The 21,319-nt window shown below is 59.9% G+C and carries 13 protein-coding genes; 11 read left to right on the top strand and 2 right to left on the bottom strand.

Going from position 1 to position 21,319, the window contains the following annotated elements; genetic code table 11:
• Nucleotides 1-105: 105 nt before the first annotated feature.
• Together HZB60_03170 and HZB60_03175 are read right to left on the bottom strand one after the other, a co-directional pair.
• Entirely contained in the window at nucleotides 106-2,646 is a 2,541-nt protein-coding gene (locus tag HZB60_03170; GenBank protein MBI5058768.1) for a S8 family serine peptidase, read from the bottom strand.
• 245 nt (nucleotides 2,647-2,891) lie between these two features.
• Nucleotides 2,892-4,967, bottom strand: coding sequence for a S9 family peptidase (locus HZB60_03175; protein ID MBI5058769.1), 2,076 nt, complete (start codon nucleotides 4,965-4,967; stop codon nucleotides 2,892-2,894).
• 289 nt (nucleotides 4,968-5,256) lie between these two features.
• On the opposite strand from HZB60_03175, the gene HZB60_03180 reads away from it, so the two are divergent.
• From HZB60_03180 to HZB60_03230, 11 genes are all read left to right on the top strand, one after another.
• Nucleotides 5,257-9,150 carry an FG-GAP repeat protein gene (locus HZB60_03180; protein MBI5058770.1) on the top strand — a complete coding sequence of 1,298 codons (3,894 nt, stop codon included), beginning with the start codon at nucleotides 5,257-5,259 and terminating at the stop codon, nucleotides 9,148-9,150.
• A gap of 122 nt (nucleotides 9,151-9,272) precedes the next feature.
• On the top strand, nucleotides 9,273-10,001 hold the full coding sequence (locus tag HZB60_03185; protein MBI5058771.1) for a glycosyltransferase family 2 protein: 729 nt from the start codon (nucleotides 9,273-9,275) through the stop codon (nucleotides 9,999-10,001).
• On the top strand, nucleotides 9,998-11,554 hold the full coding sequence (locus tag HZB60_03190; protein MBI5058772.1) for a hypothetical protein: 1,557 nt from the start codon (nucleotides 9,998-10,000) through the stop codon (nucleotides 11,552-11,554). The genes HZB60_03185 and HZB60_03190 overlap by 4 nt, the downstream gene beginning before the upstream one ends.
• Nucleotides 11,555-11,630: 76 nt before the next feature.
• The gene (locus HZB60_03195) at nucleotides 11,631-12,383 is read left to right on the top strand and encodes a class I SAM-dependent methyltransferase (protein ID MBI5058773.1); all 753 of its coding nucleotides are present in this window, start codon (nucleotides 11,631-11,633) and stop codon (nucleotides 12,381-12,383) included.
• 468 nt (nucleotides 12,384-12,851) lie between these two features.
• A complete protein-coding gene (locus HZB60_03200) occupies nucleotides 12,852-13,361 on the top strand; it encodes a cytochrome c3 family protein (GenBank protein MBI5058774.1) in 510 nt (169 codons plus the stop codon).
• Complete coding sequence (locus HZB60_03205) at nucleotides 13,358-16,594, top strand: 4Fe-4S dicluster domain-containing protein (GenBank protein MBI5058775.1); 3,237 nt, start codon at nucleotides 13,358-13,360, stop codon at nucleotides 16,592-16,594. The genes HZB60_03200 and HZB60_03205 overlap by 4 nt, the downstream gene beginning before the upstream one ends.
• Nucleotides 16,594-18,012: a polysulfide reductase NrfD gene (gene nrfD, locus HZB60_03210; protein ID MBI5058776.1), complete on the top strand. Its 1,419-nt coding sequence runs from the start codon at nucleotides 16,594-16,596 to the stop codon at nucleotides 18,010-18,012. Before HZB60_03205 ends, nrfD begins: the two co-directional genes overlap by 1 nt.
• Nucleotides 18,005-18,523, top strand: a complete 519-nt coding sequence (locus HZB60_03215; GenBank protein MBI5058777.1) for a DUF3341 domain-containing protein — start codon at nucleotides 18,005-18,007, stop codon at nucleotides 18,521-18,523. Before nrfD ends, HZB60_03215 begins: the two co-directional genes overlap by 8 nt.
• Complete coding sequence (locus HZB60_03220) at nucleotides 18,498-19,145, top strand: cytochrome c (GenBank protein ID MBI5058778.1); 648 nt, start codon at nucleotides 18,498-18,500, stop codon at nucleotides 19,143-19,145. The genes HZB60_03215 and HZB60_03220 overlap by 26 nt, the downstream gene beginning before the upstream one ends.
• Nucleotides 19,146-19,183: 38 nt before the next feature.
• Nucleotides 19,184-20,377 carry a molybdopterin oxidoreductase gene (locus HZB60_03225; protein MBI5058779.1) on the top strand — a complete coding sequence of 398 codons (1,194 nt, stop codon included), beginning with the start codon at nucleotides 19,184-19,186 and terminating at the stop codon, nucleotides 20,375-20,377.
• Complete coding sequence (locus tag HZB60_03230) at nucleotides 20,374-21,306, top strand: c-type cytochrome (protein ID MBI5058780.1); 933 nt, start codon at nucleotides 20,374-20,376, stop codon at nucleotides 21,304-21,306. Before HZB60_03225 ends, HZB60_03230 begins: the two co-directional genes overlap by 4 nt.
• Nucleotides 21,307-21,319: the final 13 nt, after the last annotated feature.

Consider the following 21,319-nt stretch of genomic DNA (forward strand, 5'->3'; position numbering starts at 1 on the left):
GATGTCAACATCAGAGATTCGGCCCGTGGCAACGCAGGAGGAGGCGTTGCCCGAAACAGCAAGCCCGGCATGAAGCCGGGCCTTTTGCGAGCCGGATTGTTCGGCTTACTTGATAGACTTGATGAAGTAGAAATTGAGGGAGTCCGATGCGGCAATGCCGACGTCGGTATACTGCAGCCCGAACGTGAAGCCGATAGAGTCGGCGGACGAGGGAACGAACTCGCTATCCGCACTGCGATAGATGACGTATCCGGTAATCGTCGGATCCGGCTCGGTCCAGGCCAGCAATGCATCGTTGCCGATAATCTGGATCACCAGATCATCCACGGCCAACGGCGCGACCGGCACGGGTTCTTCGCCGGAGATCGCGAAATTATCGAGATACCAGCCTTCACGCTGCGTACTCGAATCCGAACAGAAGCGGAACCGGAACCGCACGCTGTCGCCGGCAAATCCGCTCAAGTCAATTGTCTTGCTCAGCCACGACGTCGATCCGGAGTAGCAGGGGACTCCCGGCAGGGGGCCGGTGTAGGGGTTTCCGGAGCCGCGTTCATAGCGGAAAGTCCGCCCATATCCGCCGCTGGGAGTTACGATGGCGAACGGACCGCCGTTGGTCGAGATCTCGACGAAGCCGCCGTCGTAGGCGGAATCCTGATAGAGTGTCGAACTCTCGGCATCGATCCAGGAGTCAAACGTGAAGATCGACTGCGGAGTAATGACGATCGGCGGGCTGATCAGCCCGGCATCAAGCGAATCCGAATACGTTCCGGTCGAACTGTTGCCGCATTTCCAGGCCGAATCCGGAGAGGCCGACAGCTCAGTCGAGATATGCCATTGATCGACGAACCCATTCGTGTAGTTGTCATGCGTCCATCCGTTGGTCCCGTCGCGCACGCTATCGGCCCAATAGATCGTGCGGCGACCGATGATGAGCGCAAAGGAACGGTTCACGGTATATCCGCTGTCCGCGGTGAGCGCCAGCGTCAGAGTCGCCACATGATCCAGCGGAGTCGCGCTGTCGGCTTGCAGCACGAAATAGTCGGCCGTATTCGACCGCGTGGAGTCTTTGTCGATCTCCGGCCACGCACCGCTGTTATCGATCAGGCTCAGGTACGGATCACTCTCCGACAAGGTGCCCGCCACATTAGTCGCATTCGCGGCGGTGTTGAGTATCGCAACTTCGAGCGTGACGGTTTCGCCGCGCTCGAACAGGCCGTCGGCGTCCGCGAAAACCGTATCGGCCACCACGGAGCTGACATATCTCAGATTGGGCAGCGCACCGTTGGAGCCGGAATACTGGCTGATTTCATTCACGGCCTTATGGAGATTCAACCGTCCCCAGGTCACCGTGATGCTGGTCAGCGCGGATATCGTATCGACGGACGCCAGCAGGAGCTCGCGGAGTGCCAGCGCGGCGGAGTCGGGATACAAATGATAGTAGTCGTTGAACACCGTGCTGGCGGCGGCGTGCATGAGCGCAATCGCGCCGGCGACGTGGGGGGTGGCCATCGAAGTGCCCGTACTGTATCCGGTGGCGCCGTCCGATGTCGTGCTGAGAATGCTCGTGCCCGGCGCGCCGAGATCGATTGACGTTTGCCCCCAGGCCGATCCCGAGTTCTTGAGATCAGCGTTGGTCGTGTTCGTAACCGTCACCAAATAGGGGCTGGTGCATTGGGTCGGCACGTCGCCTACGGCATCCACGTCGACCGCATTGTTGGCGGTGGCCGCGGCGGACAGAATTCCCTGTTCGCCCATCGCATTGTACAGGTCGTTCCAGATCGGGTAGGAACCGCTGGTGCACGACGCATTATCCACACCGAAGCTCGAATTAGTGGCCACGACGTTTGCGCCGCGCAGGCCGTTGGTCTGCCACCAGAGCGTCTTTTGTGTCAGGACATAATTGTACGCGATCGACACGACCGACGTCTGGCTGCTCGACCCGGCCACGATCATGAGCTTGACGTTCCAGTTGACGCCGGACACCATCGACGCATTATTGCCTCGCGCTCCGACCGTGCCGGCCACATGCGTACCATGATTGTGGACAGGCAAGGTCCCGTTCTCATCGTACGCATCCCAGCCGTTGATATCATCAACGTACCCGTTCGTATCGTCGTCGATCGCGTTTCCCGGAATCTCGTTGGGGTTAGTCCATAGATTGCCCTGCAAGTCCGGATGCGTGAGCAGGCAGCCACCATCGATGACCGCGACGACGATGTCGTTACCCGCTTGATCCGTGCCTCCGGTGGAAACATCCCACGCCTCCGGCGCATCAATATCTGAATCGCTGGCCTGGTTCATGTCCCACTGGCTCCCGAACAGCGCGTCATTGGGGAACGTGGACCGTTGGCTCAGATAATGGTCAGCCTGCGACCACACGACGATAGAATAGCCCTTAAGCTCCTCGATCGCGTCCAATACGCTGAGTTGCGGGGTCAATTTGACCAGCTGGATGTTCAGCGCCGGAACCAACTCGCGCTCGAGGCTGAATCGCAGCGGATCGAGCAACTGTTGCGCCTCGGTGCGCGAGACGTGTTTCCCAAATCGAACGATGACCTGGCCCTCGACATAGGCGGACGCTCCCTGGGCAAACGAAGCACCCGTCAAAGCTGTCAAGAGGGTCAAGATCGCTAAGCGAAACCGCATGCTTACTTCTCCGCGCATTTCATCCAAGTTGTGACTGTCGGCCAGCATTTTCCAATCAACACAAAATAACATCGGAACCGCGCGAACGCAAGGGCGGTTCGCTATGCAGTTCAATTCAGTGCCGGCACAGGGGCTCACGGAAGCTCAGATTTTACAATGGTTCCGTGTCCCTTATCAAGTGGATTGAACCCGCTGTCCTCAGTAACCCTCGTCGCCGCTCACCAAACGAGGTCAAGTCAGACGGCTTATTGGGCTGGCTTCGGGGGATCGTCTGTCTTCGCGCCCAGCACGTACTTGTCGAACCAGTGCAAATCCCATTCGAGTTTGCAGCGGCGCTGGGTCAGCTTCGACAACCCGTGTCCCTGTCCGGGGTAGATCACAAGCTCCGTGGGCACACCGAGGTACTGATGCAGCGCCCGGTGCAGGGTCTTGGCATGGGCGGCGGGAACTCGTTCGTCCTTCTCGCCGACATGAATCAAGGTCGGTGTCGTGACTCTGTCGAGCTGGTAGAGCGGCGAGGCCTTTCGCATTTCGTCCGCGGCACTCCAGGGCAAGCCGCGCATGTAGTTGATGACGTGCCCCGGCGTGTCTTCGATCCCCCATTGAATTGACATATCAACGACGCCGGCGCCGCTGCTGGCGGCCTTGAATCGCTGGGTATGGGTGATGAGGCAGTTCGTCAGATACCCGCCGTTACTCCAGCCGCCGACGGCCAACTTCGCGGAATCCGCGATTCCACGCTCGACCATCGCATCCACGCCGCGCAAAATATCTTCGACCTCGATTTCGTTTTCATGGCCGATGAGATCGGCGCAGAAGCGGTCACCGTATCCGGTGGAGCCGCGATAGTTCGGGCAGAGCACCGCCCAGCCCCGCGCCGCCAGCAAGACTCGACCGTAGATCCAGAACTCGAATCGCAGTTTGTCGCTGTCGGTGGGTCCCCCGTGCACACTGACAAACATCGGGAGCGGCTTGCCCGGCACATAGTCCGGCGGCAATTCGAGGATGCCTTCTACATCTTCTCCGTGCGCGCCGGTCCAGGTCACCGTCTCGATCCGCGGCAGCTTCCAGTTGTCGATTTGCGGATTAACGTGGGTGAGTTTCCGTTTCGCCGTTGCGTTCGTTGTGGACCACAAGTAGATGTCACCGGGATTGGTCACGTCGCTGATATTGGCGGCGATTTGAGCGCCGTCGGTCGATAGCGAAAACTGTTCGACCACCAAATCGCCGGGCGTAAGCAGATCGGTGCGACCCTGTTTACCATTGGCGATATCCCGAATCGCGGCCACGCGAACTCGCGCGCGCTCCTCAGCGCCGACCAGCAAATCCCGGGAATTGGGCATCCACGCGATGGAGCCGCCGTCCGCGGGCGAGAACTCGCGAACCCGTTGCAGCTTTTGCGTCCGCGGCTCTCCGGTTGACCAGTCCGCGACGAAGAACTCCGCGGCGTAGCCGTCAAACCCGACGCCCAGCGCGAGTTTTTTCGCGTCGGGCGACCAGGCGAGACCTTCGATCCATCCGTAGGGCGACGGCGCCTGTTCGCGCCAGAGCGAGTCCTCCAGTGCGGAGATGGCCTTGGTTGCTCCGTCGTAAATATCGACCCGGGACCAGCCCTCGTTGGTCACGAGTTTGGAATTCGGTGTCGTGATCATCGCGATCCGCGACCCGTCGCGCGTCACGGCGAACTCGCGAATGCTCCGCTTGTCGTTCACGAGTTCTTCGGTTCGCCATGTTATCAGGTCCAATCGGTACAAGACGGAGATTTCGTCAACGCCATCACCGTAAGTGACGTCCTTGAATTTCTCGCGCAGACTTTTCCACTCATCGCCGATGTTGTCGTCGCTGGTCGTGTAGTACAACGCCTTCCCGTCCAACGATAGCTTGAAGGCATCGATCCCGTCCTTCAGCCGTGTGACGGCCTGCGCCTCGCCGCCCTCGATGGAGACTCGCCAAACCTGCGGCTTATGATTCAGGGGCGGGTCCGCCTTCTCCTCCCCGCGGCTGGCGGAGAAGAAGATGCTGCGGCTATCGGACGCCCACTGCGGCCCGGCGTCAGCTCCCGGATCAAAGGTCAGGCGGCGCGTTTCGCCGGTCGCGGTCCTCACGATCCAGAGTTCGGTATTGCGGGACTCCGCCGGCGGCTCCCAGCGCATCTCGGTGTAGGCCACCCAGTTCCCATCCGGGGAAATCACGGCACTGGTGATGTAGGCTTGCGTGAAGTAATCGTCCAGCGTGATGTCATGGTCCCTCACCGCTGCGCTGAGGGCACTGGCGAGCAGGCAGAACAAGACGGCGACGAGGCGTGGAACCGGGTAAAGCATGGTTGGAATCTGATGATTTTGAAGCAGTGAACACACAATCAAGTCCTCAGGGAAAGGTACGAACCTCTCCGTAGAAACGCAATCATTGACGCCGCGCCGGGTCGAATCCATAGTAAGATTGAAAAAAATTCGTATATTGCGCTTCAGTGTATCCTGGCGACGTGCGCCGGCGCGATCAAGCATAGCATATTGTAATTAATCACGTTACTGACGATCATCTGTTCAATGACGTCAGTGAGGAGTCTTGGCGAACAGGGTACTGGTCACGATGCCAAAGCAGAGGTAAACGATGAAGCAGCACACTTCGAGACTACTGCTGGCCGCCGCCGGGCTTGTGGCTCTGGTGACGATTGCCCGTTCGACCCCGGTTCTTTTCTGGGAACTGGCGGATCGCACGCAGGACGGCCAGATGACAATGTTTAATCCGTCAGCAGGGGACGGCGATACCGGGATTCCGGTTTACGGCGGCGGCGACCTTGACGGTGACGGCAAGATGGACGCGATTCTGTCGGCGATAACCGGCGACGGCCGCCTCGGCGACCGAACCTCGTGCGGTGAGTTGCATGTTCTATTCGGGGTGGACTCGATTCGCGGGCTGGTGGATTTCGCGAATTATGATGGGGTCTATTCCAACCTGCTGACGATTTGGGGTCGCAGTCGGAAGGATTATTTTTCTTCGAATGCGAAGACCGGCGATCTTGACGGCGACGGGACGCAGGATCTGATCGTGGGTGCGATGTGGGCGGACACGCTGGGCCGGCAGGATTGCGGGTCCGTGTATATCATCTGGGGCGGCGCTCACCTTCGGGATCGATTCATAGATCTGGCGAGTTCCGCCGACATGACCGAGTTCGAAATCACGACGATCACGGGCGCGCAGGCCGACGACAAGTTGGGGGTCTGGATTTCCACGGGCGATGCGGATAATGACGGCGCGATCGACGTGCTGATCGGCGCCCCGCGCGCGGACGGTTATCAGAACGCGCGTCAGCAGAGCGGCGAGGTCTATCTGTTGTTCGGGCCGTTTGCCCGGCTCGACCACATTGATCTCGCGAACACGACGCATCGCCGCACGATCATCTACGGTATCGACGCCGACGACCAGATGGGTAACACCGTGGAGTTGGATGATATCAACGGCGACGTGTACGACGACCTGATTCTCGGAGCGGGCGCGTATCGCGTGGCCCGTCTTGGGGATACGAATGTGGACTATCCGTTCGAGACCGGTGGCGCGGGCGATGGTCCGCTGAACAACCGACCCGAGGCCGGCGAGTTCTATATTCTACCCGGACGCGCCATTTGGCCGGACACGATCGACTTGCACGCGGGCATGCCCACGGGCAGCACGGTCGTGTGGGGTGCTTACGGCAATTCGGGGCCGGAAATCGGCGGCGACGAGCTGGCCGAAGAGATCGTGACCGCGGACATCAACGGCGACGGCATCCACGACTTGATCGTCGGCGCGTTTCGCGCGGATGGCTATTACAATGATATCTTCTGGGCCGGGAACTGCTACGTCTTTTACGGACGCTACAACTGGTTTTCGTCGTGGGACTTGCAGTCGGGCCTGCCCGATTCGACTTCGATTATCTGGGGTGGGGGGGAAGACTGGTTAGTCGGCGACTCGAACCCTTGCGGTGATCTGAACGGCGACGGCTATTTCGATATCTTCGCCGCGGCGGTGCACGACGGCGGGCCGTACAACATCTATAAATCAGGATGTGTGCGCGTCGTCTATGGCGGTCCGCAGCTCCTTCCACAACTCATCGACCTGGCCAGTCCTCCGCTTTCCATCGGCAAAGTTCCGGCGATTCAGGGAGCGGAGGAGAGTGACCTGTTGGCCTATTGGTGTACGACGGGCGACTTCAACGGCGACGGCTATTGGGATATCATTCCCAATGTAATGCACGGTGACGGCCCGAACAACGAGCGGAATAACGGCGGGGACTTCCACATTCTGTCCGGCGAGTGGTTCACCCGTCATCCCGGCAAGCCGCGCTACTTCACCGCGCTGCCGTTGGTTGATCGTGTCCAGCTCGAATGGTTTGATAACGGCGAGGCGGGCACGGATCACCACGTGGTTTTCCGGCGGCTCGATTCGGTCAGCACCTTCGATTCGATTGCGACGGTGCCCTATCCCGGGCATCTATTCCTCGATACGACCGTCACCAATCCGAATACGTACGTTTACCGGATTACTGCGGTTTCCGCTGCGGGCTTTCCCTCGAATCCGTCGGATCCGGTGGCCGCCACGTTGGGCCTCAACGTCGGCAGCGACGTCCCGCTGGTAGTCAACGGGATTCACTGGACATTCTACGGCTCGGAAGCCTACAATTTCTGGAATGACGATGTGCTGATGGGCGCCGACACGTTTGACTTCTGGGATCTCTATTCGACCGGCACGTATCCGCCCGGATTGATTCCGCGCGGGTTTGGCCCGGATAGTCTTCCGGCTGCGATCTTAAATTCGCGTCGCGTGATCTGGGTGTTGAACGGCTATGATCCGGCGGATCCGGACACGAATGACGGTACGATCCTGCGTGGATTCGGCAATGTGCTCGACGCTTATCTGCAGAACGGCGGCGAGCTGTTGGTCATCGGAAAAGAGTTGAACGACTTCATGCCGCCGACCACGCTTCGGGACTACGCGCACGTCGTTGGCTCGGGATTTGACAACTCGGTAACGACCACGAACGCACTGGTTGCACTCCATCCCGGGCTCTCCGATATCGCCAAGCGCGCCGGCGGCGCGAACGCGGACAATCTCGCTCCGCTGCGAATCGATGTGTCGGGCTGTACGCTGCCACTCTACAAGTTCGACAATGTAGTTCCGCAGGAGTTGATGGGCATTCTCTCCCGCGCGGCTCCGCCCAATTTCTACAACACGTGCCTGATTAGCCACCGGCCCTACCGTGCGGACCAAACTCCGCTGCGGCAGAGTCTGGACTACATCTATGATAACCTGTTGGGCCGCTATCCGGCTCCGACGGGGCTGACGGCTCAAGCGGCGGACACACAGATTGTCTTGAATTGGGTGCTTCCGACGAGCTTCAGCTACACCGGCATGCGCGTCTTCCGCCGCCGTGCCGATGGCCAGGGTCCGGTCGATACGCTCGCGGTCGTGAACACTCCGGGCATTGCGTACGCCGACGCAACGCATAACCGCTACGAGACGTACGATTACTGGATCTGTTCTGTGCATGGCGACGGTCGAACATCGCTCCCCAGCGATACCGTTCAAGGCTTTGCACCCGGCGCTCCGTCGGTCGGTGACATGTTGATCGTGAACGGCATGGACTGGACCGTTTATGGTGCGGAGATCACTCCGTTCTACACGGACAACGTAATTCAGGGCACCCGACCGTTCCGCTTCTGGGACCTGTTCACGACCGGGAGTTATCCGCCGGGCTACACACCGGATGGACACGGCACGGACAGTCTGATGGCGGCCATCTGGCAGTCGCGCCAGACCGTGTGGTTATTCAACAATTTCGGTGGCGATCAGGCCGCGTTTACGGCGATGTTGCCCGTGCTCAATCTCTATCTGGACAGCGGCGGCAATCTGCTCATCATGGGCAAGGAGTTGAGCACGTCACTGGGCGCGGAGCTGGAATCCCGTTTGCAGTTGACGTCGTGGCTGACGGCGGTGGATTGGTTAAACACCGATACGGCGCGCAGCGAGCACCCGGCCCTGCTGGATTTCGGGAAACTCAATGCTTCGCAAATGTCCCTGTGCCCGGAGTTCACGCTGGCCGGCTCGCCGCTGGTCCAGCCACTCTATCACCGGAACTTCAATGCCGCCGCGGTGATCGGGGCGGCGGCGCGGCCAACTCCGACGGCGGCGTACAACCTGATCATGCTTTCGATTCGACCGTACCGCGTGATCGGCGCGCAGTTGCGTTCCGCGATGGAAACCCTGCTTACCGGATTCTGGGATCACACGTTGGTCGATCCGGTTGAACATCTGACCGCGGCTCGGAGCGGCGGCGCCGTCGAGATACGCTGGTCGGCCCGCGTGGGAGCGACGGGTTACCGCGTCTGTCGCCTGTCGGACTGGAATGATCTGGTGAGTTCGAGTACGATCATCGGCACCACCGGATCGACGTCGTTTCTTGACACTGCTCCGCTGGGCAGCGGGGACCAACGGCGGTACTACCTTGTGTATCCGATCCTCCCCTGAGAGTCCCCGCCTGCCCCGGTTGTTGACGTACATTTCGGATAATCTATATACGCATGTCTCGACCCTCCTTTGACCGACTGAACGAGCGCCCTGAGCGCAGCTTGCGGAAAGTAATTTGCATCATGCCCGCGTACAATGCGGAGCTGACGGTGCGGAAGACGTTCGAATCTATTCCGGCGGGCTGCATTCAGGAGTTCATCTTGACGGATGATTGCAGCCGCGACCGGACGGCGGAGATCGCGGAATCGCTGGGCATGACGGTCATTCGCCACACGCAGAATCGCGGCTACGGTGGGAATCAGAAGACGTGCTATGATGCGGCACTCGATCGCGGCGCGGATGCCGTGGTGATGATTCACCCGGACTACCAGTACGATGGTCGGGTGACGCCGGCGGCGCTGTCGTTTCTGCAAACCGGGATTTGCGACGTGATTCTGGGGTCGCGCATTCGCACGCGCCACGAGACGCTCGCGGGCGGCATGCCGGTGTACAAGTACCTCAGCAATCGCGCGCTGACGACCTTCGAGAACGTCTGTCTCGGCCAGAATCTGGGCGATTTTCACTCCGGGTTTCGCGCCTATGCGCGGGAAGTTCTGGAAACCGTGGATTACCGCAACAACTCCGAGGACTTTGTCTTCGACACGGAGTTCCTGGCGCAGGCGGTCTATCATGGGTTTCGCATCGGCGACATTCCGATTCCCACCCGCTATTTTGACGAAGCCTCGTCGATCAATTTCAAGCGCAGTACCAAGTACGGTTTGCAAACCGTCGGCGTGATGGGCAAGTTTCTCTTGCAAAAGATGGGCGCGGCGCGGTTCTCGTTATTTGAACCCGTTAAGTCAGGCGAATGATCGCGCCGGGCAAGTCCATTCCACTCTGGCGTAACCGGCCGTATCTGTACGCTTCGCTGGCGCTGGTGGCGCTGGCGTTGTTCTACAATCTGATTCGGCCATGGGGGATGGAGGAGGATTACTGGGAGACGACCGCGGCGGTGCGGGCGGTGGCGGAGCATCCGCTGCATCCGGTCAATCCCCTGATCGGGCTGGGCGAACACACCAGCCCTCGCTTTGTGCCCTACACAATCGTGTGGGGTGTTTTTATGCGCTTGACCGGGCTCGATCAGCTGACCGTGATGCTCTTCGCCGCCCTGACGAATCTGGTCATCCTGCTGAGCGGCGTGTATCGCTTCGTGTCGCGTCAATGGCGGCGCACCGACTTGCCGCTGTACGCGCTCGGGGCGATGCTCTTGCTCTGGGGCAAGGGCTATACGCAGGCGAACGCCTACCAGCTCGAGTTGCTGCTGGTGTCGCTGCCGTTCACCGGAATCTTCGCGTTTGCGGTTTGCTTTCATGCCTTGGCGAGTTTGCGCTCGTATCTCGACGAGCGCCGCTGGAGCGGCTTGCTCGGTTTCGCGCTGCTGTCGGTAATCGTCTTCATTTCGCACCCAATTACGGCGTTGTTCGCCTTTGCCGGCGGTTTCGCGATGTTGTTGGCGGAGCGCCGTTGGGGTCAAGTGATCGGGTTGCAGGCCGTGCCGCTGCTCGCACTCGGCGCGGCGCTGGTCTGGCCGTACTTTGACTATTGGACCGTGCTGTTCAAAGGGTCCACCGAGTCGTGGTTCTATATGCCGATGTTTTCGAATCGCCCGCTGGCGATCGGGACCGCCTTCGTGGGTGCTCCGGTCCTCGCTTATTTTGCCTGGCGGCGCGAGCAGCTGTTTCTGGTTTACGCGGCGATTCTCTGCGGGATCGCCTATCTGGTCAGCGACGTACTGCAGGTGCTGATCGGTGCGCGCTTCCTGTTCTGGATGATGGTGTACGTGCAAATCGCGGTCGCGATTTTTGCGTTGGATCGCGGATTGCTGAAGTGGTCCCGGCTGCGCGAATCGCTGCGCGGCGACGGACTCGTGTTCATTCTGGTGTTCGTCGTCCTGCTGCCCTGCTTGGCCTTTCGGGTCAATGAGCTGCGCAAGTATGCCATGCTGGGAATTCGCGAGGATCAGTCCGGCGAACCGTCCACGCGGGTCGCGGACCCGTTCTTCTTTCTCGCGCAATCTCTGAAGCCGCACGAGATCGTGATGGCGGATTTGATCAGCGGCTGGCCGGTACCGGCGATCAGCGGTGCGCGGTTGGTGGCGCAGGCCAAAGGCAATCCGCTCATGCAGCCGGAAATCGAGCGCCGCCGGAGGGACGTTCTGGCCTTCTATGAGACTCCGCTGACGCTGGAGCAGCGCTCGCGCACGTTGCGGCAATATCAATGCACGCACATCCTCTGGAGTGACCTGGAGGCGGAGCATTGGGACGCGCGGCTTCGCGGGCAACTCGATACCCTCGGTGAGCGTGTGGTTTCAGCGGGCCCGGTGACATTGTACAGGGTAACACTACCAGCAATTTCGACACCATAACAACATGTATCCGAGAACTGCACGAGCAACCAAAGAGCACTTAAGGCACAAACGGGAGCGTGAGGTATCGCTCGCCATGTCCGCTGTGTCCGAGATCCTTCAGGCGGAAGGCCGGCTGGGCGCGCCGGACTTCGCCGTGATGGAGTTCGGTTGTGGGGATGGCTTCCAGATCCCGCACCTTCGGCAGTTCGGCAAGGTTTCGGCGTCTGATCTCTACACCAGCGACGGCATCCGCGCCATGCCGGACCTCGAGTATCACGAATGCCGGATCGAGCGTACGCCGTTCCAGACCGGGCAGTTTGACCTGATCTATTCCAATCAGGTGTTTCAGGATATTCCGGAATCTATTCTGCCGCAGGTGTTTACCGAACTCAAACGGATCGGGAAACCGGGTTGCATCTATGCCTTTACGGTACCGACCAATCATTGGCTGATTCTCCGTATTCCCGCGCATTACTGGAATAATCTGCGCTTCGTGTTGCAGCGCATTCGTCACGGCGACAAAGGCCTGGTCCCGGGCAGCACTCACTTCGCGACGCAGACCAGCGGAGCCGTCGAAACACGGCAGAAGCGAAGTCTGGCAAGCAAACTATCATTCCTGCTGCTGCCCTCAGGCATCGGTGGCTATCCGGGGTTCTGGAATGCGTTTCGCAAGATGAGTGTGCGGTCATGGATGAGGCGCCTCGAGGCGCTCGGATTTCAGCGTGTTGATGTGCGGAGACTATTGGTGTATTCTCCGTCAGAGTGGCCAATCATGCCTATCAATACATGGATGACTCGACTGGGGATCTGCTCCAGCGCCCTGATTGTTTTTCGTGTGCCTCGATAGCCGGACCATGCCTCTCGTTTGGCTCCGAAATTTTGGTGTCAGCGGACCTGATCTAAGGCGGTGAGGCGTGAAAACAGCGGTAAAATCATGTAAATAATGTGGATAACGAGTTGTAATATATAAGCTAAATATTTTGAATAGTTTAGAAATGAGAATATGACCAATTGACAACTATTTCGACTTCGCTGTGGAAACGAAAGTCATGGATATCATTAGGACTTGCGGATCACAGTGAAAGCATGTATATTCTCGCGAATTTAGCACATTTCTCGGGTACCCCTCCAGTCGGATTGCGTCCACCCAGCACCATCATTGATTCATTGGCCGGCAAGTCCGGGAGCTCTTCCCGGATTTTGCTTAGTTGGGGACGCCGTTTGCGCAAAATTTCACGTTCTTGTTTGTATCCTTCGAACCTTCCTGCATGACCCATCTCTCCTGCACCAGTAATCGCGTCCGCGCGGAGGTGCGATGAATCGTAACGTGTTGGGGGCGGTCTATGCCGTCGCGATTCTCGCCTTCGGCTACTATTTATGGGGAAATGTGATCTGGTCGAACAAGGGCTACGCTCCGGCGCAGCCCATTCCGTTCAGCCATAAGATCCACGCCGGTACGAATCATATTCCCTGCCTTTACTGCCACACGAATGTGGAGCGCTCGCCGCACGCCACGATTCCGGCCCTGAACATCTGCATGAATTGTCACGGCGTGGTGGCCGTGGACAAGCCGAATATTGTGAAGCTGACCGAGCTGTACAATACGGGCAAGCCGGTGGAATGGGTTCGCGTTCACAATCTGCCGGATCATGCGTTCTTTTCGCATCAGGCCCACATCGCGAAAGGGTTTGATTGCCAGGAGTGCCACGGTGATGTGGCTCAGATGGACGTGGTGCATCAGGCGAAACGACTGCGCATGGGCGACTGCATCACTTGCCACCGCCAGAACGAAGGACCGACGTCCTGCAACACATGCCATCAATGAGCGAACACCGTCACGAACACGCACCCGAGCCGCGTGCGGCGCAGAGCCTGACGGCCGTACCGCGCGTGCACTGGACGTCGCTGGCGGAGCTGAATGGTTCCGCGGAGGTGGCACGGCGGCGCGGCGAGGAATTTTACGACAAGCCCGCCGCCTATTATGATGCGACGGGCTGGTCACCGGACGGCCTGAACTCGCGTCCCGGTCCGGTCATGGAAGCGGCGGGGTTCATGGAATTGGCCGTGAAGAACAACGGCGGGGGCGACCAGGGTTTCTCGCGCCGCGACTTTCTCAAACTTTCCGGCGCGGCCATGGCGTTCGCGACCGCGGGTTGCGGGCTGCGCCCGGCGGAAAAGATCATTCCGTTTGTCAAAGCGGACGAGCGTGTGGTGCCCGGTGTCGCGACCTATTATGCATCCTCGCTCGGCGACGCCGTGGGCACGGGAGTGCTGATCCGTACGCGTGAGGGCCGACCCGTCAAGCTTGAAGGCAATCCCGACCATCCACTGACCCGCGGCCGACTCGATGCGGCGGGGCAGGTTTCGATCTTCAATCTCTATGACCCCGACCGTCTGACGGGTCCGATCAAGCAGCAGCGCGGCGGCGGCGAACCGCAGGCGATTCCGTGGCCGACCGCGGATGACGAGATCGCCAAGGCGTTGACCGCGCCCAATGCGCAGATCGTACTGCTGACCGGAACCGTGAATGGACCGGCGCGCCGCCGGCTGATCGCCGAGTTCCTGTCGGCTTTCCCCGGCGCGCGGCACGTAATGTTTGACGGCTGGAACTCTGAATCTACGTGCAACGCACAGGAGAAGTGCTACGGCACGAAAGTGCTCCCGCGCTACAGATTTGATCGGGCGGAGTACATTCTTTCGCTGAATGCCGATCCGTTGGGTTCCGGGTACTCCGCTTTGGAATGGCAGGTCGGTTTCGGCGAGCTGCGCAAGGTGCGCGACGGCAAGTTGAATAAGCTCGTCGCGTTTGAGCCGTGCCTGACCATTACCGGTTCCAGCGCGGACGAACGATTCCGGATTCGTCCCGGCGATGCGACGAAGGTTGCGATCGCGATTGCCAAGAATTTGCTGGCGATCATGCCGCCGGACGCGGCGATTGCCGGACGCGCGGACATCGAGTCGGTTCTGGCGCGGTATTCGGTTTCCAGTATCGAAACCGAGGCCGCGCTGCCCCAGGGCACGATTCAGCGGATTGCGCAAGAGCTCTGGAAGCATCGCGGGCAGTCCATCGTATTCGGCGGCGAAGTCGAATCGCTGCAAGCGATCGTCAATCTGCTGAATACCTTACTGGGCAATGACGGTCGGACGGTAGATACCGTGGTGGCGCCATCTCAGCAGAGCCTCGGTTCGGGCGCTGAGCTGCTGGCGCTCATCAATGATATGAAGGCGGGCAAGGTCACGGCGCTGATTACGTTCGGAACCAACCCCGGCTTCACGCTGCCCGAATCCGCCGGCTTCGCTGACGGTATGAAGAAAGTCAAGACGACTGTGAGTCTCGCCGATCGCGTTGACGAGACGGCGATCTGGTGCGACTATGTGTTGCCGGGTCTGCATGACATGGAAAGCTGGGGTGACAACGAGCCGCAGGCGGGCCTGTACGGGTTGGTGCAGCCGACCATCATGCCGCTCTATGATTGCCGCGGTTGGGAATCGTCGCTATTGGCGTTCGCGGTGGCCGCTAAAGCGGGTCCGCTGAGCGGCTTTGTCGGCGACTGGCGAACATACATGATGGACACTTGGAACCGGCAGATCTGGAGTCAGCCGGGTCGCTACGAAGCCACATTCGACGATTTCTGGTCGGGCGCGCTGCGAGCGGGTGTCGTGAACACGATTGTCGAACGCGATACCGACCGCCGCTTGTTCAAGGTGGAAGCGCTGACCGGGCTTGATCTTCCGCAGGTGGATCGCGGCGGGCTCGAGCTCGTTGTCTATCCGTCGCCGAATCTTCGCGATGGCGGACATGCCAACAATGCCTGGCTGCTCGAGCTCCCGGATCCGGTTTCGCGAATCTGCTGGACAAACTACGCCAGCATGTCCGAAGCGACAGCCAAACAGCTCGGAGTGAATGAAGGCGACTTCATCATGCTTGACGCGGATGGCAACTCGGCGGAGATCCAGGCGCATATTCAGGTCGGCGACACCGACGGTGTGATCAGCGTACAGTCCGGATGGGGGCGTCGGCGCGCGGGGCGCGTGGGGGATGACACCGGTGTGAATGCCTTCGTTTTCCGGCAAGTCAAACACGGAAAGCTACTCGCATCGAGCGTCGCGTGTCAGGCTTCCAAGACCGGCAGGTGGGAAGAGCTGCCCTGTGTCCAGGGCCACAATTATGTTGACGGGCGGCATATCCTTTATGAGACGTCGCTCGAGGAGTATCGGAAGAACCCGAAGGCCGGTTTGCATGGGCATGAACCGGGCGAGAGCATGTGGGGCCCGGGCTTCGAGTACAAGGGTTACCGCTGGGGCATGGCCATCGACCTCACGGCTTGCATCGGCTGTAATGCCTGCATCGTCGCCTGTCAGGTGGAGAACAATATCCCGGTCGTGGGCAAGGAGCAGATACAGAAGGGTCGCGAGATGCACTGGATTCGCATCGACCGCTACTACAGCGGCGATCGCGAGAACCCCGAGACGGCGTTCGAGCCGATGCTCTGTCAGCATTGCGAAAACGCGCCGTGTGAAACCGTCTGCCCGGTACTGGCGACGGTGCATGACGACGAAGGGCTGAACCAGCAGACCTACAATCGGTGCGTCGGGACCCGCTACTGCTCGAACAACTGTCCTTATAAGGTGCGGCGCTTCAACTGGCACGAGTTTACATTTGCCGCCTACGACGAGCATCCGCTCGAACTGGCGTTGAACCCCGATGTCACGGTGCGCGAAAAGGGTGTCATGGAGAAGTGCACCTTTTGCCATCAACGCATCCGCGATGCCAAGCGCACGGCGAAGGACCTTGGGCGCACGGTGCATGACACCGATCTCCAGACCGCCTGTCAGCAGACCTGCCCGACCGGCGCGATCACGTTTGGCGACATGAACAATCCGGACAGTCTGGTCTCGCAGGCCACGGCGGATCCGCGCGGTTTCCATGTGCTCGAAGAACTGAATGTGAAACCATCGATCACTTATCACACGAAAATTCGCAATCGAGCCCCCTTGGCGGACGCTGACCACGGCACCGGGCACGATGGCTACCATGAGCGAAAGGAGCACTCCTGATGGCAGTGGTTGCTCCGCGGGTCAAGCCGGTCGAAGACGTGCTGCCGCCGTCCGACCTGATCTCGTCGAAGATTCGGCTGCGCGATGTGACGGACGACGTATTGCGTCCGACCACGCGTCTGCCCAATGCGTTATGGTGGATTGGCATCGCGATCACCGGCACCATGCTCGGGATCGGCATCATCACGGTGGTCCGGCTCCTGATCAAGGGGCAGGGCATCTTTGGCATCAGCCATCCGGTCGGCTGGGCGTTTGACATCACGAATTTCGTATTCTGGATCGGTATCGGTCACGCCGGCACGCTGATTTCGGCGATCCTCTTCCTCTTGCGGCAGTATTGGCGGACGGCGATCAACCGGTCCGCCGAAGCGATGACGATCTTCGCCGTCATGACCGCCGGCATCTTCCCCCTGTTGCACACCGGTCGCCAGTGGATGGCGTTCTGGCTGTTCCCGTATCCCAATGAGCGGCTGTTGTGGGTGAATTTCCGTTCGCCACTCGTGTGGGACGTCTTCGCGGTGAGCACCTATTTGACGATTTCACTCCTGTTCTGGTATCAGGGGCTGGTGCCGGACTTCGCCACCATGCGGGACCGGGCCAAGAATCTGTTGCGCAAGAAGGTTTACGGAATCCTGTCGTTGGGCTGGCGCGGCTCCGCGCGGGCCTGGAATCACTACGAGAAGGCGTACCTCGTGTTCGCGGGACTGTCGACGCCGCTGGTGTTGTCGGTCCACTCGATCGTGTCCTTCGACTTCGCCGTATCGTTGCTGCCGGGTTGGCACACGACGATCTTCCCGCCGTATTTCGTGGCCGGCGCAATCTTCTCCGGCTTCGCGATGGTGGTGACGCTCACGGTCGTGATGCGCAAGATGTTCCATCTTGAGCATCTGATTACGATCCGGCACATGGAACTCATGAATATGATCATCATGGCCACGGGCCTGATGGTCGGCTACGCCTACATTACGGAGTTGTTCACGGCCTGGTACAGCGAGAATCCGTACGAGCGTTATGTGTTTTGGAATCGCGCCACCGGCCATTATGCCTGGGCCTTCTGGACGATGATGAGCTGTAACGCGATCATTCCGCAAATCTTCTGGTTCAAGAAGGCGCGCCGCTCGCTGGTCGTGATGTTCATCGTCTCGATCTTTGTGAACATCGGCATGTGGTTTGAGCGCTTCAACATTATCGTGACGTCGCTGCACAACGACTTCATCCCGGCCAACTGGGAGATCTTCACGCCGACAATTTGGGACTTCGGCTGGACCATCGGCGCCTTCGGCCTGTTCTTTACGTTGTTCCTGATCTTTGTCCGCGTGGCTCCCACGATTGCCATGGCGGAGATGAAAGGCGTGCTGCCGAATCCGACCGGCAGCGGCAAGCCCAGCCTGCACGAGGAGGTAACGGCCCATGACTAAGCTTACGCCGGTGATGGTCGCTGTCTTTTCTGAGCCCACCGATGTGCTGAACGCCGCCGAGGCCGCGCACAAGCAGGGCTGGCGGCATCTTGACATCATGACGCCGTATCCGATTCACGGGATGGAGAAGGCGCTGCACCTGAAGATGTCGTGGGTGCCGTGGGTCACGCTCGTGATGGGGCTGGGCGGTGCGGCGTTGGGATTCCTGTTCGCGTCGTGGACGAGTGCGGTAGCCTGGCCGATCAACGTAGGCGGCAAGCCGTTGATTTCGTGGCCGGCATTCATTCCGGTGGTGTTTGAGTGCGGAATCTTGATCGGCGGCATCGCCACGTTTATCGCGGTCTGGCGCGCCTGCCACATGCCGACGAACACGCCGAAAATCTATGACGAGCGTTTCACCGACGACAAGTTTGGATTGATCGTGCCGCTGCGTGAGGGTATGAAGGACAACGACGTCCAAGCATTTCTGAAGGGAGTAGGTGCGGATGAAGTCCGTCGTGTTGACGCTTAATCTCCTGCTGCTCGCGGTTCTGGGCTGCGGGCTGTCGTCGTGCGGCACTCGGGACTTCGGCGAGACCGAATACATGCCGGACATGTACCGGCAGCTTTCCGTTCGCGCGCAGGAATACGATTCGACGACGGTTCCGGGCGTGGGCACGCGAACACCGCCGCCCTTTGCGGTGCCGCGCGATTTCGAGCCGTATGTGTACACCTTTGCCGATTCCCTGCTCGCGGATCAGATGCTAAACCCGCTCGCCCCGACCCCTGACGTGCTGGAAGCGGGCAAGAAGTACTTCAACAGCTATTGCATCGTCTGTCACGGCGCGCGCGGCGACGGTCGCGGCTACATTGTGCCCAAGTTTACGATGCCGCCGAGTCTGTACAGCGAGAAGCTGCTGGTCTGGAAGGACGGCCGCATCTATCACACGATGACGCTCGGGCAGGGCCTGATGTCGAGCTACGCCTCGCAGTTGCGCCCGACCCAGCGCTGGGCGGTCGTACACTACGTGCGCGCGTTGCAGCGGGCGGCCTTCCCGACCGAGACCGATATCGCGACGATGCAACGCGAGAATCTGACGCTGGAATCAGATCTTCCCGATACCGGCCAGACGTCGCTCTGGCCCAAGAAGTAACCGCGGCCTCGAAGCGGGAACCTGACTGAACTTTTCCCATGCACCACGCAGTCATAACACAAGTCGATAATCCGGGACCGGTGGCGCTCGCGTCGAAATGGCGCCTGACATTCATCGGCATGACAGGGATCGGCGTCGCGGCCTTCGCGGCGGCGGTACTATCCGATCCGGCGCGCGCCTGGCACGGCTATCTCGTCTCCTATTTCATGTTTCTCGCGTTCGGTATCGCCGGGCTGTTCTTTGTCGCGATCAACAATGCGACGAATGCGAAGTGGATGATCGTGATTCGCCGGCTCGCGGAAGGCTTTACGGCCTATCTGCCCGTGGCGCTCGTCCTGTTTGTCGGGGTCGTGCTGGGTATGAAGCACCTCTATGGGTGGTACGACGGCGCCACCGACATGGAGCCGGCCAAAGCGAAGTGGTTGAGTCCGCTCTGGATAACGGTTCGCGGCTTTGTATTCCTTGCCGTTTGGGTGCTGTTTGCGCGGGTCCTCGTGGGCTGGTCGGTGAAGCAGGATGCCAGCGGCGATGCCAAGTTATCCCGCAAGGCGATCAACTTGTCGGTCGTCTTTCTGCCGATTTTCGCCGGGACGTTTACGCTAGCGGCCTTTGATTGGATCATGAGTTTGCAGTATCACTTCTTTTCGACGATGTTCGGCGTGTACTGCTTCGCCGGGATGTTCCAGAGTGGCCTCGCGCTGTTGACCATTGTGTTCATCCGGATGAAGCAGCCCGGCGGTCCGTTGCAGGCGTACGCGACGCAGTCCCATGTCAAGGACTTGGGCGGTCTGATCTTCGCGTTCACGGTGTTTATGACCTATATCGGCTTCTCCCAGTTCATGTTGATCTGGTACGCGAACATGCCGGAGGAGACGTTCTACTTCATGCAGCGGTTGGACGGCGGCTGGCAGGTTCTGACCGTCGCGCTGCCGTTCTTCAAGTTCGTGGTGCCATTCTTTGGCTTACTGGGCCAGGGTCAGAAGAAGAACGAAACGTGGCTGACCATCGTTTGCTGGACGATTATTGTCGGTCAGTTCCTCGATATCTACTGGATGGTCATGCCCACCTACAGCAAGACGCTGGTTCCGATTGGCTGGATGGAAATCGGCATCTGGCTGGGCTTCGCGGGGATCTTCGGATTGGCGGTGTCGCGCTTCTATGCCAGAAACTCGATTATGGCTGCCCGCGACCCGCGCATCCTGGAGAGCGTCAACTGGAGGATGTGGGAATGAACGGCACCGAATCCCGGACCAGCCTTTTCTTCTACGTCCCGGTAATCTTTTTCGCCGCGTTCGCGCTCTTCTGGGTTTTCAACCACTTCTATGATGAAGGTCAGGTGGCCGGGAAGAACGCTCCGCCGCCCGTGGAAGCGGTGAAGAAAGCGGCGGCAGTGGACTTGCGCGCGCTGGGGCGTGATGAGAGTCTGGCCGCCAAGGGCCGCCCGTTGTTCGGGATCAACTGCGCAAGCTGCCACGGGCCTAAGGGTTACGGAGACGGCGATCGCGCGGCCAGTCTGAATCCCAAGCCGCGCAACTACCACACGGAAAAGTTCAAATTCGGCGACGACATCTTCTCGATCTACAGTACGCTGCTGAAAGGCTCCCCGGGCACCTCCATGCCGTCGTTCGCGTTGCTGCCGCCGGAAGACGTGATGGCCATGGCACACTACGTCCGCGCCTTGATCCCCAAGCCCACGCCGACGACGGACGCGATTATCAACCAGTTCCCCGATGTCGGCGGAACCGGTGGCGGCGCGACGGCGTCCGCAACGCTGCCCGGTGATACCACGAAGGCCGGGCCGAGAATCCCGATTCAGCTCGCCATGAAGAGCCTTGAAACAGTCTATCCGACGACAACGGTTGCCGCCGGACGCGTGGATCGCACCGCCGCGGGTGCCGAACTGTTCTCGCAGCAGTGTGCGCGCTGTCATGGCGCCACCGGCGACGGCGTGACCTGGCGGACCCTCGCGGTGGCTCCCTATCGCTATGCGGCAACGGGAAGTCTGAAACAGCCGGATGCCGGTTGGAAGTCTGATCGCAAGCGCTTTGCTGAAGTCATCACCCATGGCCTGCCCGGTGATCTGATGCCGGGCTACGGGACGCTGACGACGCAGCAGGTTGACGATCTTCACACCTACGTCAAGAATTTGGCCGCGCGTTAATCCGGCGTTTCCC

The organism is candidate division KSB1 bacterium (genome assembly GCA_016214895.1).
In the GTDB taxonomy this organism is placed as follows: Bacteria; Electryoneota; RPQS01; order RPQS01; family RPQS01; genus JACRMR01.